Here is a 15022-nt window from a genome sequence, read left to right on the forward strand (position 1 = left end):
CCGCAGGCGGATGGCCGCGCGCCCGGCGCGCCGTGCCGGCTCGCGCCGCGCGACGGCCGCCGGAGAGCGCAACGCGTTCAGAAGCGGGTCAGCATCCCGATGCGCGCGAGAAACTGCGAGCGCGAGCTCGATTGCGCATCGGGCCCCATCACGCCGTTGATCCACGCGTGCGCGCCGGCGCTGCCGCCTGCGAACTGATACACGGTCTCGACGTAGGCGGACGTGCGCTTCGACAGCGCATACTGGGCAGCCGCCGTGACCTGATGCGCGTAGTTGTGCTCGAGCTGCGCGTTGCCCTTCATGTATTCGTAGTTCGCGCCGATCGTCCACGGCGCGCCGACGTAGCGCGCACCCGCCTGGATCACGTCGATCGCCGCGCCCGTCAGCGTGTTCTTCGTGTTCGTGTACAGCAGGTTCAGATCGAACGCCGACAACGCGTAGCGCGCGCCGAGCCCCCAGTTGCGCAGGCCGTCGTGCCCGTTGTTCATCTGCGGATACTTGACTTCGACGTACGCGGCGCCGAGCGCGAAATTGCCCGTCTCGTACTTGAGGCCGGCGCTGACCGTGCTGTTCGCCGACAGGCCGCCGCCCGCCTGATTGCCGAAGCCGTACATCAGGCCGAACACGAGACCGTTCAGGTTCGCGCTCGTGTACTTGACCGAGTTCGGCACGCGGCTCGAGCCTGCCATCCGGTCGAAGTCGAACGAGCCGGTCGGATTGTCGGGAATCCCGAGTTTCGAGAACGGGCCCTGACGGAAGTTGTAGAGGCCGCCGTAGCGGAACGCGCCGTCGAACGAGCCGAACGTCAGCGAATCGGTCATGAAGTCGTATTGCTGGCCGAGCGTCACGCTGCCGAGCCGCTCGCTCCACAGGCCGACGAGCGCGGTGCGCGAGAACATCGAGCCGGGCGTCGGCAGCGCGGCGCCGTTGCCGAGCGCGTACTGCGACGTCAGCTCGAAGATCGCCTTCGCGCCGCCGCCGAGATCCTCCGTGCCCTTGAGCCCCCACAGATTCGGCACCGCGATGCCGTCGTCGAAATGCACATTGCGCTTGCCGCCTTCGTTCGACACGTAGGACACGCCTGCATCCACCAGGCCGAACAGCGTCACGCTGCCGTCGGACGCGTGCGCGCCCGCCGTGACGGCCAGGCCGGCCGCCGCTACCGCAAACTTCTTCATCGTCGTCTCCGTTGGGGTTGTCGTTATGCGCGGCGACGCTCGGGGCGCCGCCGTCGATCTCCGGCACGGAGTGTGGAACAGCGTGCGGCGCGCATCTTTCCCGACGGCGCACAAACACTAGCTCGACGATGCACACGGGCATCGTCCGACGTTATGGATGTCGAAATGAAGTGCGCGGCGTTGCGCGATGCAGCGTGCGTTCGAGGAAATTCGCTTCGCACCGCGAAACGAAGCGGGGAAGGGCGCGCGCAAGAGCCTGCGGCGGGAAACCGCTGCGCGCCGCACGCCGGAAACCACCGGCGATGCGGCGACGCAGCGAGAAAAAACGGCGAGAACGTGCGGTGTCGACGCTCAGGCCGCGTCGTGCGCGTTTGGCGTGGACGCCCGCAGATCGTCGACGGTGCGCGCGCGCACGTAGCGCGCTGGATCGTCGACGGCCGCCGCCAGCGCGCGGAAATGCGCGGCGCCGCACTGGATCTTGCGCCGCTCGAACGCGCGCAGATCGCCGTCGGCCAGGCCGCTCTTCGATTCGACGACGAAATACAGGCGCGGCCCGCCTTCCTCGGCGATCATCACCGCCCAGTCGGGGCTGTAACTGCCGAGCGGCGTCGGGATTCGGAACCAGCCGGGCAGCCTCGCATACAGCCTGACCGCGTCGTCCTGTTCGAGCGATTCGACGAACGCGCGCTCGGCGGGCGTCTCGCACGGCACGTCCTCGTGGATCGATTTGGCCGCGCCGCGCCGCATGCTGGACAGATAGCCGGTGAGCGGCTCGTCCTCGAACAGCGACAGTGCGTGCACGTGCCGTTCGCCGAGCAGCGTGTACTCGATCCCGTCGACGAGCGCATCGCGCTTGCAGCGCTCGAGCGTCGCGGCGACGAGCGCGATGAAGCGCTGCGGATTGCGCGGGAACTCGTCGAGCCGGCCGCTCTCGATCAGCACGGTCGCGATCGTGCGCCGCGTGAGCTGCGTGCGATCCTGCAGCTCGGTCAGCAGATCCGGCAGATCGACTTCGCCCTCGTCGATCGCGATCGTGCCGGCGTCCTCGATTTCGGTCGCCTCGATGCCCGCCGCGTCGATCGCGATGTCGGCCTTGCGCCACTGCAGCCGTGCCTGCGCGACGGCGGGCGCCGCCTTCAGCGCGGCCACGCAGCGCTCGACGAGGCGCGCGTTGTCGAAGTTCACGCGATACGTCGTCCGGTACTGGATGCGATCCCACAGCGCGCGGAACTCGTCGCCGAGGTACACCGCCTTGCCTTGCGCGTCGCGCCGCAGCGCGATGTGGCGACGCTCGTCCGCGTTGCGCACGTCGAGCCGGCCCGCGAGCTTGCGCAGCATGTCCACGATCAGCGCGCGCTGCGCGTCGAATGCGTCGGGCAGAGGCAACGCGCGCAGCTTGAGCGCCGCGCGCAGCGTGTCCTGCACGCGGCCGCGCGCGTCGAGATAGCCGGCGTCCCGCAAATACGCCCACAGCGCGGTCGACTGTTCGACGCCGAGCGGCGCGACGCTGCCGTCCGCGGCCGACACGGGCAGCGCCGCGAACTGATGCGTCTCGACGATGCCGAAGCGCAGCCCCGTATCGGCCTCGATCTCCTTCTGCAGGTTCTCGGCGAACTGCTCGTAGCTTTCGCCGGCAACCACCGTCAGCGTGTTGACGTCGAAGCCGCGCACGCGCTCGCCGCGCTGGTTCACGGCAAGACGCAGCCCGCGGCCGATCGTCTGGCGGCGCTCGCGCTCGCTGTGGATGTCGCGCAGCGTGCAGATCTGGAACACGTTCGGATTGTCCCAGCCTTCCTTTAGCGCGGAGTGCGAAAAGATGAACTTGAGCGGCGTGTCGAACGACAGCAGCCGCTCCTTGTCCTTCATGATGAGGCCGTACGCGCGTTCCGCGTTCTCGCGGCTGCCCGCGCTCTTGTCGCTCGTGTCGGTCCAGCCGCCTTTCTTGTCGATCGAGAAGTAGCCGTCGTGCACGGCTTCGGCCGCGGCCTCGGCGTCGACGCCGCCGAACAGCGCGCGATACGCGGGCAGCTTCGCCGCGCGGCGGTATTCCTCTTCGAACAGCAGCGCGTAGTCGCCCTTGAACGGCTGGCCGTGCCGGTCGTACTTCCGGTACTTGTCGACCGCGTCGACGAAGAAGAGCGACAGCACCTTCACGCCGAGCGGCGTGAGACGCAGCTCTTTGTCGAGATGCTCGCGGATCGTGCGGCGAATCATCTCGCGCTGGATCGCGAGCGTGTCGACGTCGCCGTGCGTGTCGCCGATCGACAGAAACGCGTCGCCGCCCGGATAGCGCAGCTCGAGGTATTCCGCGCCGCGCGCCGCGTGAATCGCGCCGATCCGGAAGTTCGCGTAGACCGCGCGCTTCGTCGCGCGCTCGAGATCGTCGCCGTCGGAGACGGCCAGCGTTTGCCGCTCGACGCCGCCGTCGGCCGTCGCGACATCGAGCTCGACGCGCGCCGTGATCGCGCCGCGCCGGCTCGCGATCGACATCACGCGCATGAACGGCTTGTTGTGCGCGCCCTCGACGGTCGCCGACGCGATCTCGATCTGCTTGACGAGCCTGCGCTCGTACGCGTCGATCGCGTCCAGCCGGTACAGCATCTGATACTTGTCCGCGTGCGTCGCCGAATAGCGCAGCGTGCAGAGCGGCCGCATCGCGTCGAGCGCCTCCTTGCCGCGCCCTTCGAGCCCGCCGTCCACGCTTTGCGGCTCGTCGACGATCACGATCGGATGCGTGGCGCGAATCAGGTCGATCGGCTTTTCGCCGCCCGTCTTTTCGCTGTCCTTGTAGAGGCTGTTGACGTCCTTCTTGTTGATCGCGGCGACCGTGACGATCATGATCTGCACGGTCGACTTCGACGCGAAGCTGCGCACCTCGCCGAGCTTCGCCGAATCGTAGACGAAGCAATCGAACGGCACGCCCGCGTACAGGCGCCTGAAATGCCGCTCGGTGATCTGCAGCGTCTTGTAGACGCCTTCCTTGATCGCGACCGACGGCACGACGATCACGAACTTCGTGAAATCGAAGCGGCGGTGCAGCTCGAAGATCGTGCGCAGGTAGACGTAGGTCTTGCCCGTGCCCGTCTCCATCTCGACGGTGAAATCGTTCGAGCTCGGCGCGCCGGACGGCGGCAGGCCGTTGCGCACCTGCACGCGCGCGAGATTCTCGGCGAACGCGTGGGCGTCGAGCGTCAGGCGATTGCCGACGCCGAGCCCCGATTCGGCCATCCCGAGCGAAATCTGCGGGCTCGCGCGCCGTCGCGCGGCCTGCGCGGTCACGCTGAATTCGGCGCGGCACGCCTCCTGGCCGCGAAACAGATCGCATACCGCCTCGATCGCTTCGAGCTGATAGTCGAGATCCGACTCGAAATGCAACTGCATGCTCAACCTTCCTTGTCTGCGTGTGGCTCGCGTGCGCGCATCAGAGGCTCCGGATGCGCTTCACGCCGTGCTGCTCGAGGATCGCCGACAGGTTCACCTTCGCCACGTCGTCCGTGAAGCCGCTGTCGCGGAACACGCACGTCACGTCGCGCGCCTCGGCCGCGCCCGCCGCGGCCGAGGCGGCGATCAGCTCGACGATGCCGACGCCCAGCGCGTCGGTCGACGCGCGATCGATGCGCGCGTCGAAGCACGCGACGATCGCGCCGTCGATCACGTACACCGCCTTGCCGGCGATCGTCCTCGCCTCGATCGGCGCGCACAGGTCGAGGCCGAGCTTGAGCATCAGTTCGTACAGCAGATCTTCGTCGGACCGGTTCGGCTTGATGTGGTCGACGGCCGCGAACAGCGACTGCTGGATGTCGTCGCCGCGCGGGTCCCATTCGGAGACGTTGGTCGAATCGAGTCTGAACACGCGAAAGCCGAGATCGGCGCGCACGCCCGGATGCTCGGCCGCGATCCTCGCCGCCGCGCGCCGCAGCCGTTCCTTCGTCAGCTCGGCGAGGTTGAGCGGCACGCGCTGCGCCGCGCAGAAATCGGCGGCGGCCTTCTGATCCTTGCTGTCGGCGTCGAGCGGCTCGGGCAACTGCACGAGCGCGTAGCGGCGCTGGCCGCCGTCGGCCGCGTTGAGCGCCATCACCGCGTGCGCGGTCGTGCCCGAGCCGCCGAAGAAGTCGACGATCAGATCATCGCCGTCCGTGCACCAGCCGACGATCGACGCGGCGAATTCGACAGGCTTCGGCTGATCGAACGGAATGCCGAGCGATTTCATCAGCGCGTCGTCCGAGCCGCCGAACGGCAGCACCGACGGCACGTTCTCGTACATGTTCTCGTCGAGAAAGTAGATACGCTGCGGCTGCGTGGTTTCGTCGACGCCGAATTCGACGAGCCCCTTGTCGATAAGCGCCTGCATCGTCGCGGGCGGGTTGCGCCAGCCGCGCTCGGGCACGGGGCACGGCCGGCCCGTCACCGGATGCATGAGCGCGGCGAAGTAGTCGTCGGGCGCCTTCTTCTTGTTCGGCCACGCCATCGACACGAGCCGGTAGACGCGCCCGTCGGCCGAGAGCCGGTCGTACATCGCCTCGCCGCCCGACAGCGTTGCCTGCTGCGACTTCACCCAGCTCCGGTACGCGACGTTCGCGTCCGCGATCGTCGACGCGCCCGCGATCGCCGCGCGCGCCGCGTCGAGCATGCGCTGCGCGTTGCGCTTCGGGCGCTTGAGCGGCGCGCGCTCGAACAGCAGCGCCGCGTCGCGCGCGAACAACACGATCGATTCGTGCTGGTACGCGATCCCGCGCGCGTCGCCCTTCGGATTGCGCTTGTCCCACACCGCGACGCCGAGCTCGTTGTCCTCGCCGAAGATCTCGCGCATCACGAGCACGAGCGCGTGCTGCTCGTGCTCGTCGATGTGCACGGCAATCACGCCGTCGTCGGCGAGCAGGTCGCGCGCGAGCTTCAGCCGCGGATAGATCATGTTGAGCCAGTCCGTATGGAAACGGCCGCTCGCATCGGCGTTGCTGCTCACCCGCTTGCCGCCCGTCGTCTGGCCGGTCAGCTCGAGATAGTGGCGCAGGCTGTCGGTGAAATTGTCCGAATAGACGAAATCCTTGCCGGTGTTGTACGGCGGATCGATGTACACGAGCTTCGCGCGCCCCGCGTAGCTCTTTTGCAGCAGCTTCAGCACCTCGAGGTTCTCGCCCTCGATCATCAGGTTGCGGGTCGACGCCCAATCGACGCTCTCGCGCGGGCATGGACGCAGCGTGCCCGTCGACGGCGTGAGCGCGAGCCTGCGCGCGCGGCGCTTGCCGTGCCAGTTGAGGCCGTACTTCTCGTCGGCGTCGGCGACGGCCGGCGCGCCGACGAGCGCCGCGAGCGCGTCGAGATTCAACGACGCGCCGTCCGCTCCTTCGGTCACGGCGTCCGGAAAAAGCGCCTTCAGGCGCTCGATGTTCGCGGACACGAGATCCGCGGATTGTGCTTCCGGGCTCGCCGCATCGAGTTTTTGCATCATTCTTCCCATCAATTGCGTGTCTTCGCGCCGGCGTGCGAGCCCGATCGTCGGGCCGCGCGGCGCGGCAAAGGCGAAACGCTAGCGATCCGCCCGGCGCAGGTCAAGGACTTGCGGCGGCCGGGCGCGGCGCGTGCCGCCGGGCGGGGCCCGCAGCCTCGGCTGCCGGGGCTTCGCGCCCGCGTTCGGCGACGCAGATGTTTACCACAGGTTCGCAAGCCCGCCGCCATTGCGAGGTTTCGCCCTCGCGCGCGGGCGCGAATCGAGCGCAGGAAACCGGCACAAAAAAGCCCGGCGTGAAGCCGGGCTGTCGAATACCGCATGGTCTCGCAGGAGATCGGGCGAGCTGGACGGGAGAAGCGGGAAGGGCGGCACGGCCGTATCGCGGCCGGCCGTGCCGCGCAGCGGGTCAGAACCGCGTGCGGATGCCGGTCGTCAGCTCGAGCTGATTGGTCGAGCCGTGCGTCGACGCGACGGTGTAGCCGCCGTGCAGGCGCATGTAGTCGCCGGCGAGGTACAGCTCGGTGCGTTTCGACAGGTGATAGAACACCGATCCGTACAGCGTTTCCTTGAAGCCGTTGCCGACACCCGACGTCAGGCTGAAGTCGCCGACGTTCGCGTTCGGAATGTTGCCGTCGCTGTTGTACGCGGCGTTGTGCACGCGCATTTGCTGATAGCCGAGCTCGTAATCGAGCGCGCCCTTCGGCGCGACCTTGAACGACACGGTCCATGCGTTGTCCTGACGCTGGCCGAGCGGGCCCTGATCGCCGAGGTAGCGGAAATAGCCGGCATTCAAGCGGAAGATGTCGAACGTGTAGTTGCCGCCGACCGAGAACGACTTGTTCGCGTAGCCGCCGTGGTTCACGTGGCTGAAGAAGCCCGACACGTTGAACGGGCCGCCGTTGTAGCCGAGCGCGGCCTGGTAGTTCGAGTTCTGCGCGAAGCTCGTCGAATTGCTGAACGCGTAGCCCGCGCTCGCGAAGATGCCGTTGCTGAACAGCTTCTTCCACGCGAGGCCGTTGTTGTAGCGAGTGCCCGTCGCGCTCGCCGCGTAGAAGATCATCTGCTTGAAGTTGTTCGCGTTCGTCCAGCCGCCTTCCTCCGTCGTCAGCTTCGCCGAACCGTACGGGTCGCCGTAGATCGCCGACGCGTCGCGTGCGATCGTGTTCTGGAAGCCCGCGGTGAACTTGCCGAACGTTTCGTTTTCGATGCCGACCCACGCGTCGCGATCGAAGATCTGGCCCGAGTCTTCCATCTGGCCGTCGCTCACCCGGTATTCGCTTTCGAGCCGGAAGATCACCTTCGTTCCGCCGCCGATGTCTTCCGCGCCCTTCAGGCCCCAGCGGCTGCCGCTGAACCAAGGCTCGCCGCCGATGCCCATGCCGATCACGTGATCGCCCTTCGCGTTCGCGTGCGATTGATAGGTGGGCACGCTCAGGTCGATGAGCCCGTAAAGCTGGACGCTCGACTGCGCGTGCGCTTGCGGCGCCGCGCAGGCAACCGTCGCGATGGAAAGTGCCAGGTATTGTCGTTTCAAGATCGTCCCCTCCGATATCGTGTTGACCGCCATTCCTTCGTAGTGCGCAGCGTTGGCTGTGAATACGCGATGCAATGCGCATCGAACGGCGACGTCATCGTAGTGGGCGCAATCCTTCGCGCCGCTTTCGCGCGCGGTGCGGATTGCTCGGGATAAATACGGGGTAGCGCGCATTTTTTCGGCCGCGTTCGGCCGACGTGAGCCGTCGCGGCCGGCGCGGGAAAACATCGGACGATTTGCGAAGCAGGACGAAACAAAGCCGCACGCGCATCAGATGCGCGCGCGGCATGCGAGCGATGCGCCGTGAGCGGCGCGGAGGCTTGCGTTACTCGGCCGCGTCCTTCGTTCTGAGAATGTAGCCGAGCCCGCGCAACGTGATGATCTGCGCGAGCGAGCCCGACAAGTGCTTGCGCAGGCGATGGATGTAGATGTCGATCGCATCGGCGCTCGGTTCGTCGTCGAGGCCGTACACGCTATCCATCAGGCGCGCCTTCGATACCGTCTTGCCCTGCTGCAGCATCAGCGTCTCGAGGATCGCATGCTCGCGGCGGCGCAGCACGAGCGGCACGCCGTCGCACTGGAACTCGCGCGTGCCGAACAGATAGACGAGATCGCCGCACGCGAGCTGCGTCGCGCCGACGCCGCATTGCCGCCGGATCAACGCGCGGATGCGCGCGACGAGCTCGCGCGATTCGAACGGCTTCACGACATAGTCGTCGGCGCCCGCGCTGAAGCAGTCGACCTTGTCGTCGACCGAGCCGTGCGCGGTCAGCATCAGCACGGGCACGTTGTCGCCGCGGCGGCGCAGCCGCGCGAGCAGCTCCTTGCCGCTCATGCCGGGCAGCCGCATGTCGAGCAGCAGCGCGTCGTAGCGCTGCGCTTTCAGCACCGTGTCCGCGCTCTCGCCGTCCGGCGCCGAATCAACGCCGAAGCCCTCGCCGCGCAGCAAATCGACGATCCAGTGCGCGAGTTCCGCGTTATCTTCCACGAGCAACAGTTTCATCGAGACTCTCTCAATTGCGATAGGCGGGCAGGCGCACCGTCATCCTGACGCCCCGATTGCCGGGGCCCGTCGCGAGCGTGACCGTGCCGCCGTGCGACTGCGCGATCTCTTCGACGATCGCGAGCCCGAGGCCCGTGCCTTCCTCGTCCTTCGCGACGCGGTAGAAGCGCTTGAACACGTGCGGCCGCGCTTCGGCCGGAATGCCGGGGCCGTCGTCGACGACTTCGAGCACGACCATGTCGCCGTCGCGCCGCGCGCTCACCGTCACGCGGCCGCCTTCGTGCGTGTAGCGCACCGCGTTGTCGACGAGATTCATCAGGAGAGCAGACAAAAGGCTTTCGCTGCCCGTAACCTGCAGATCGTCGTCGAGCTCCGCGCCGAGATCGATCCTGCGCCGCTCGGCGAGCACGATCTCCTCCTCGAGCACGCCGGACACCACGGCCGAGACGTCGACGCGCGCGGTGAGCCGCGCGGGCGACGCCGCTTCCGCGTGCGCGAGCAGCAGCAGCTTGTCGGTGACGTCCGCCATCCTGCGGCTGCTGCGCTGCATCGACGCGAGCAGCCCGGCAAGCGCCGCGTCGTCGCTCTCGCGCTGCCGCGCGCACTGGATCTGCGTGTCGATCACCGCGATCGGCGTGCGCAGCTGGTGCGCGGCGTCGGCGATGAAGCGCCGCTGCGTTGCCGCATGCAGGTTGAGCCGCGCGATGCATTGATTGATCGCGTCGACGATCGGCCGCAGCTCGAAATGCAGCCGCTCGGTGCGGATCGGCTCGAGCTCCATCGGCCCGCGGTCCGCGACGTCGTCCTTCAGCTTCATCAGCGGCCGCAGCTCGAACGTGAGGCCGAGGTAGACGAGCGCCATCGCGAGCGCGAGCATCAGTGCGAGCCGCCAGAGCTGCGGATGCCAGATCGCGGCGATCATCATCTCCCGAGACGCCTGCGTCTTGCCGACGACGACCGTCACCGTTTCCGTGTCGCCCGCGTTGTACAGCTCGCGCGTATACGCGACCGCGCGGATCGCGAGCCCGTTGAGCGTCGTGTCGAACGTCACGGGCTGCGCGCCGGACGCGGCGGGCGCGGGCGGATTGTCGAGATCGGGATTGCCGGCGAGCAGCCGCCCGCCGCCCGTGCGAACTTTGTAGTACACCTGATCCTGTGCGGGCGACTCGAACAGCTCGAGCGCGGCGGGCGGCACGTTCGCGACGAGCGCGCCGTTTTCCCAGTCGACGTCCTCGGCGATCGCGCGCGCGGATGCGACGAGCGCGCCGTCCTGCACGAGATCGGCCGTCTTGCGCGCGGTGTCGTACGACATCGCGCCCGCGATCGCGACGAACACGGCAAGCGGCAGCAGCAGCCACCAAAGCAACCGGCCGCGCAGGCTGTGCGACATGCCGTTATCCCCCCACACTCCAGCCCCAAAACGAAACGGCGCACCGAAGATGCGCCGTTTCGTTGATGCATCGTCTTCAGAACGCGGCGGGCCGCCACTTCAGGAGCCGCTTCTCGAGCCGGGTCAGCAGGAAGTCGGCAGCGAGCGCCACGACGGCGAGCACGATCATCGCGGCGAACACGCCGCTCGCGTTGAACGCGCCCTGTGCGGTCGAGATTAACAGGCCGATGCCTTGCTTGGAACCCAGAAATTCCCCGACTACCGCGCCGACGAGCGCGAAGCCGAAGCTCACGTGCAGGCTCGCGAGAATCCAGCTGAGCGCGGACGGAATCACGACGGACGTCGTGATCTGCCGGCGCGACGCGCCGAGGATCTGCGCATTCGCGATCAGGTAGCGGTCGGCCTCGCGCACGCCCTGAAACGCATTGCCGAACACGACGAAGAACACCATCACGACGGCGAGCGCGATCTTCGACGCCATCCCGAGGCCGAGCGCGATCACGAATATCGAGCCGAGCACGACGCGCGGAATCGAGTTCGCGATCTGAATGTAGAGCCCGAACACGTCGGCGAGCAGCTTGTTGCGGCCGAGCACGATTCCGCAGAAGATGCCCGCGACCGAGCCGATCAGGAACCCGGCGATCGTCTCCTCGAGCGTCACCCACACCTGCAGCAACAGCGGGCCCTGCGAGGTGCCGTTGACGAACCAGTCCTGGATCTGTGCGACGATCAGCGACGGCATCGAGAAGAAGAACGGGTCGATCCACTTGAGCCGCGCGGCGATCTCCCAGCCGCCCAGCACGGCGACGAGCACCGCGATGCGCAGCCCGACGATCAGTTGCCGGCGCCGCCGCAATCGGTTCTGCGCGGCGCGCTCTTCGTCTTCGAGCGAGGTGGTGGTGCCAAGCGGCGTCGGAAGCGTCATGTCAGTCATGCTCCAGTCCTTTCCTGTTTATCCGATCTGCACTTCTTCGCGCAGGTCGTGCCAAATGTCCTTCGAGATTTCGATGAAGCGCTGCTCGTAGCGCACTTCCGACGTGACGCGCGGGCGCGGCAGGTCGATCTCGTACACGCGCTTGAGCGTGGCCGGGCGCGAGGTCAGCACGAACACGCGGTCCGCGAGCGCGATCGCCTCTTCGAGATCGTGCGTGACGAACACGACCGATCCCTTGTTCGCCGACCAGAGCTGCAGCAGCTCGTCCTGCATCAGCGTGCGCGTCTGCATGTCGAGCGCGGAGAACGGCTCGTCCATCAGCAGGATTTCGGGCTGGTTGATGAACGTCTGCGCGAGCGCGACGCGCTTTCTCATGCCGCCCGACAGCTGGTGCGGGTAATGCTTCGTGAATTTCGCGAGCCCGACGCGGCGAATCCATTCCTCCGCCTGCGCATACGCGGACTCCTTCGAGCGGCCGCGAAAGAGCGGGCCGGCTGCGACGTTGTCGATCACCGTGCGCCACGGGAACACCGCGTCGGCCTGGAACACGAAGCCGATTCGCGGATCGATGCCGTCGACGGGCTTGCCCATCACGTGCACCTCGCCCGACACGGGCTTGAGCAACCCCGTGATCAGGTTGAGCGTCGTCGATTTGCCGCAGCCCGTCGGGCCGACGATCGCGACGAACTCGCCGCGCGCGACCGACATCGTGAAGTCGTGCAGCGCGACGGTCGCACGGCCGTCCGGCGAGATGAAGCGGCACGACACGTTGCGAAACTCGATCGCGGGTGCATTGGCCGAAACATGTTGATTCATCGCTAGAAGTCCTGCATCGGAACCGGCGCCGTCCCTGCGGCGCCGGCGGCCCTCGTGAGCCTGGTTCAAAACTGGCCGCGCGTCGTTCGCGGCGCTTACTTCGCGTTCACGAAATCGTTCGTATATGTCTTCGACAGATCGATGTGCTTGCCCTTCACCGACGGATTGAACGCGGACAGCACCTTCAGCACCGTCGCCGGGCCGTCGCCGGGCATCTTGCCGTCGGGCGTATACATCGGCAGCGACGCCTTCAGCGCGCTCACGTAGAGCGCCTTGTCCTTCTGGTAGTCGGCGGGCATCTTCGCGGCGATCTCTTCCGCGCTGTGCGTGTGGATGAACTGCATCGTGCGCGCGAACGCGTGCGCGAGCTTCGTCGCCTGCTCCTTGTGCGTGTCGGCCCAGGCGGACTGCACGTACAGGCTCGCCGCCGGGTACGTGCCGCCGAGCGCGGCGCGCGTGCCGTCGAGCGTGCGCAAATCGACGAGCACCTTCGCGTCGCCGTTCTTCTCGAGCACCGACACGGTCGGCTCGGTCGTCATCCCCGCGTCGATGCGGCCTTGCTTGACGGCCGCGATGAAGCTCGCGTCGGCGCCGACGGGCAACATCGTGTACTGGTTCGCGGCGACGCCGTGCTGCTGCGCGAGGTACTGCGTGAGGAAGCTCGTCGACGAGCCGAGGCCCGTCACGCCGAGCGTCTTGCCCTTCACGTCGGCCATGGATTTGATCGTGCCCGCCGCCTTCGTCGACACCATCTCGACCTCGCCCGGCACCTGGCCGAGCACGGCGATCGCCTTCACGTCCTTGCCCTTGCTCTGGAGGTCGATCGTGTGATCGTAGAAGCCGACCACGCCCTGCACCGCGCCCGCGAGCAGCTCGTTCTCGGCGTCGACGCCGGCCGGCTGCGACTGCAGATCGACGTCGAGCCCCTCGGCCTTGAAGTAGCCGAGCTCCTGCGTGAGGCGCGCGGGCAGGTAGATGAGCTTCGTGATGCCGCCCACCATGATCGTGATCTTGCCGCCGTCGTCGGCGAAGGCGGATTGCGAAGCGAAGCCGAAGGACAGGCCGGCCGCGATCGCGGCCACGCTGAGCGCGCGAAGAGTGGTGCGCATCGGGAGTCTCCAATGTTGTCTGTATGAAGCGATGCTTGCTGCATCGTCGGGACGAGTATAGGGAGACGAAACCTTCCGCAACCTTTCGCGGGCGTCGCTTTCTTTTAGGGGTTTTCCAGCAACGCCGCCGCCTCGCGGCTAGGGCCTGTTCACGCTAATAGCGGGAACAGGCCCCAGGCGGGAAATGGCGCACGGGTGGTCGAACGCTCAGGCGCGATCGCGGTCACCCAAGGCTCACGCGAAAACAAGGAAAGAAGCGAAGCCGGCATCGAAACGGCAGCCGGCCGCCGGCGGCCCGCAATCGCCGCTCGACAACCGCCCGCGGTCGATCCGGCCGCATCGAGCGCCTTCGCGTTCGTCCGCGGCGACGCTTTCACCGGCGCGCCGCCGGCCCGCACGCGGGCGCCATCCGCGCACCGCTCAATGCAGCCCCGCCGCGACGCGCCCGACGAGGTCGACGCCCGTGTCGAACAAGCGCCCGACGAACGGAATCAGGTTCGGCGCCATCAGCTGCACGAGCAGCAGGCCGACGAGCATCGTCACCGGAAAGCCGACCTGGAAGATCCCGATCTGCGGCGCCGCACGGTTCAGGATGCCGAGCGCGAGGTTCGCGATCAGGAGCGCCGCGACCACGGGCAGCGCGAGCAAAAGCCCCATTTCGAAGATCGCCGCGCCGAACGCGACGAGCGTCTGCCAGCCGGCCGCGCGCAGCAAGTCGGCCGAGATCGGCACGAGCCGGAACGAATCGACGAGCGCGGCGAACACCTGCAGATGCCCGTCGAACGCGAGAAACGCGAGCACCGCGACCGCATTCAGGAAGCGCCCCATCACGGGCGTCGCGCCGCTCGAGTGCGGATCGAAGAACGTCGCGAACCCGAGCCCCATCGACAGGCCGATGATGTCGCCCGCCGCCTCGATCGCGGCGAACACGATCTGCATCGTGAAGCCGAGCGCCGCGCCGATCAGGAACTGATTGACGATGATCCACACGCCCTGCGCGGAAAACACGGTGGCGACAGGCATCGGCGGCAGCGTCGGCGCGACGACGAGCGCCATGAAGCCCGCGAGCCCGATCTTCACGCGCACCGGCGTCGCGCGGTGGCCCGTCACGGGCGCGGTCGCGACGAGCGCGAGCATCCGCACGAACGGCCACAGGAAGGCCGTGAGCCAGCCGTTCAGTTGCGCGTAGGTGACGGAGAACATCGGTCGACGGTAAAAGGGGGCGAGCGGAAAAAAGCCGATGAATCGGACGGATCGGTCGAATCAGAAGAATCGGACGCGGTGAACGAACCGAACCGGACGACGCGCTCGGGCGGGCGGCGTCAGCCCGCGCCGAGCGTCGCGACGCGCAGCAGGATCTCGCGCAGGTAATCGAGCATCGTCGACAGCATCCACGGCCCGGCGATCACCATCGTCGCCGCGACCGCGAGCAGCTTCGGAATGAACGACAGCGTCGCCTCGTTGATCTGCGTCGCGGCCTGGAACAGGCTGACGACGAGGCCGACCGCGAGCGCGACGAGCAGAAGAGGCGCGGCGAGCAGCAGGCCGATGTACATCGCCTGATGCGCGAGCGTCATCACGTTTTCGGGGGTCATCTCGATTCTCCTCG

Annotated in this window: 11 protein-coding genes; all 11 read right to left on the reverse strand. The window is 67.3% G+C overall.

Annotation, left to right across the window (positions count from 1 at the left end; all coding sequences use genetic code 11):
* Positions 1-77: 77 nt before the first annotated feature.
* On the reverse strand, positions 78-1178 hold the full coding sequence (locus tag WS78_RS19755) for a porin (protein WP_038750000.1): 1101 nt from the start codon (positions 1176-1178) through the stop codon (positions 78-80).
* Positions 1179-1529: 351 nt separating this feature from the next.
* The gene (locus WS78_RS19765; protein WP_059577863.1) at positions 1530-4559 is read right to left on the reverse strand and encodes a type III restriction-modification system endonuclease; all 3030 of its coding nucleotides are present in this window, start codon (positions 4557-4559) and stop codon (positions 1530-1532) included.
* Positions 4560-4599: 40 nt separating this feature from the next.
* Entirely contained in the window at positions 4600-6627 is a 2028-nt protein-coding gene (locus WS78_RS19770; RefSeq protein WP_038750006.1) for a site-specific DNA-methyltransferase, read from the reverse strand.
* A 406-nt stretch (positions 6628-7033) separates the two neighbouring features.
* Complete coding sequence (locus WS78_RS19780; RefSeq protein WP_038750008.1) at positions 7034-8194, reverse strand: porin; 1161 nt, start codon at positions 8192-8194, stop codon at positions 7034-7036.
* Positions 8195-8486: 292 nt separating this feature from the next.
* A complete protein-coding gene (locus WS78_RS19785) occupies positions 8487-9164 on the reverse strand; it encodes a response regulator (RefSeq protein WP_038750011.1) in 678 nt (225 codons plus the stop codon).
* Positions 9165-9174: 10 nt separating this feature from the next.
* Complete coding sequence (locus WS78_RS19790; protein ID WP_038750014.1) at positions 9175-10554, reverse strand: sensor histidine kinase; 1380 nt, start codon at positions 10552-10554, stop codon at positions 9175-9177.
* A 76-nt stretch (positions 10555-10630) separates the two neighbouring features.
* Positions 10631-11479 carry an ABC transporter permease gene (locus WS78_RS19795; RefSeq protein WP_059577866.1) on the reverse strand — a complete coding sequence of 283 codons (849 nt, stop codon included), beginning with the start codon at positions 11477-11479 and terminating at the stop codon, positions 10631-10633.
* A gap of 27 nt (positions 11480-11506) precedes the next feature.
* Positions 11507-12304 carry an ABC transporter ATP-binding protein gene (locus tag WS78_RS19800; protein ID WP_038750019.1) on the reverse strand — a complete coding sequence of 266 codons (798 nt, stop codon included), beginning with the start codon at positions 12302-12304 and terminating at the stop codon, positions 11507-11509.
* Positions 12305-12399: 95 nt separating this feature from the next.
* Positions 12400-13413 (reverse strand): ABC transporter substrate-binding protein, encoded by a 1014-nt coding sequence (locus WS78_RS19805; protein WP_059577869.1) that lies wholly within the window; start codon positions 13411-13413, stop codon positions 12400-12402.
* Positions 13414-13833: 420 nt separating this feature from the next.
* Positions 13834-14616: a flagellar biosynthetic protein FliR gene (gene fliR, locus WS78_RS19810; RefSeq protein WP_038750025.1), complete on the reverse strand. Its 783-nt coding sequence runs from the start codon at positions 14614-14616 to the stop codon at positions 13834-13836.
* A gap of 119 nt (positions 14617-14735) precedes the next feature.
* Entirely contained in the window at positions 14736-15008 is a 273-nt protein-coding gene (gene fliQ, locus WS78_RS19815; protein ID WP_009901928.1) for a flagellar biosynthesis protein FliQ, read from the reverse strand.
* Positions 15009-15022: the final 14 nt, after the last annotated feature.

The sequence above is a fragment of the Burkholderia savannae genome, assembly GCF_001524445.2.
Classification (GTDB): Bacteria; Pseudomonadota; Gammaproteobacteria; order Burkholderiales; family Burkholderiaceae; genus Burkholderia; species Burkholderia savannae.

Coding starts and splice junctions, on each gene's coding strand:
- WS78_RS19755 (WP_038750000.1), bottom strand. CDS start 1,178: ATGAAGAAGTTTGCGGTAGCGGCGGCCGGCCTGGCCGTCACGGCGGGC.
- WS78_RS19765 (WP_059577863.1), bottom strand. CDS start 4,559: ATGCAGTTGCATTTCGAGTCGGATCTCGACTATCAGCTCGAAGCGATC.
- WS78_RS19770 (WP_038750006.1), bottom strand. CDS start 6,627: ATGATGCAAAAACTCGATGCGGCGAGCCCGGAAGCACAATCCGCGGAT.
- WS78_RS19780 (WP_038750008.1), bottom strand. CDS start 8,194: ATGGCGGTCAACACGATATCGGAGGGGACGATCTTGAAACGACAATAC.
- WS78_RS19785 (WP_038750011.1), bottom strand. CDS start 9,164: ATGAAACTGTTGCTCGTGGAAGATAACGCGGAACTCGCGCACTGGATC.
- WS78_RS19790 (WP_038750014.1), bottom strand. CDS start 10,554: ATGTCGCACAGCCTGCGCGGCCGGTTGCTTTGGTGGCTGCTGCTGCCG.
- WS78_RS19795 (WP_059577866.1), bottom strand. CDS start 11,479: ATGACGCTTCCGACGCCGCTTGGCACCACCACCTCGCTCGAAGACGAA.
- WS78_RS19800 (WP_038750019.1), bottom strand. CDS start 12,304: ATGAATCAACATGTTTCGGCCAATGCACCCGCGATCGAGTTTCGCAAC.
- WS78_RS19805 (WP_059577869.1), bottom strand. CDS start 13,413: ATGCGCACCACTCTTCGCGCGCTCAGCGTGGCCGCGATCGCGGCCGGC.
- fliR (WP_038750025.1), bottom strand. CDS start 14,616: ATGTTCTCCGTCACCTACGCGCAACTGAACGGCTGGCTCACGGCCTTC.
- fliQ (WP_009901928.1), bottom strand. CDS start 15,008: ATGACCCCCGAAAACGTGATGACGCTCGCGCATCAGGCGATGTACATC.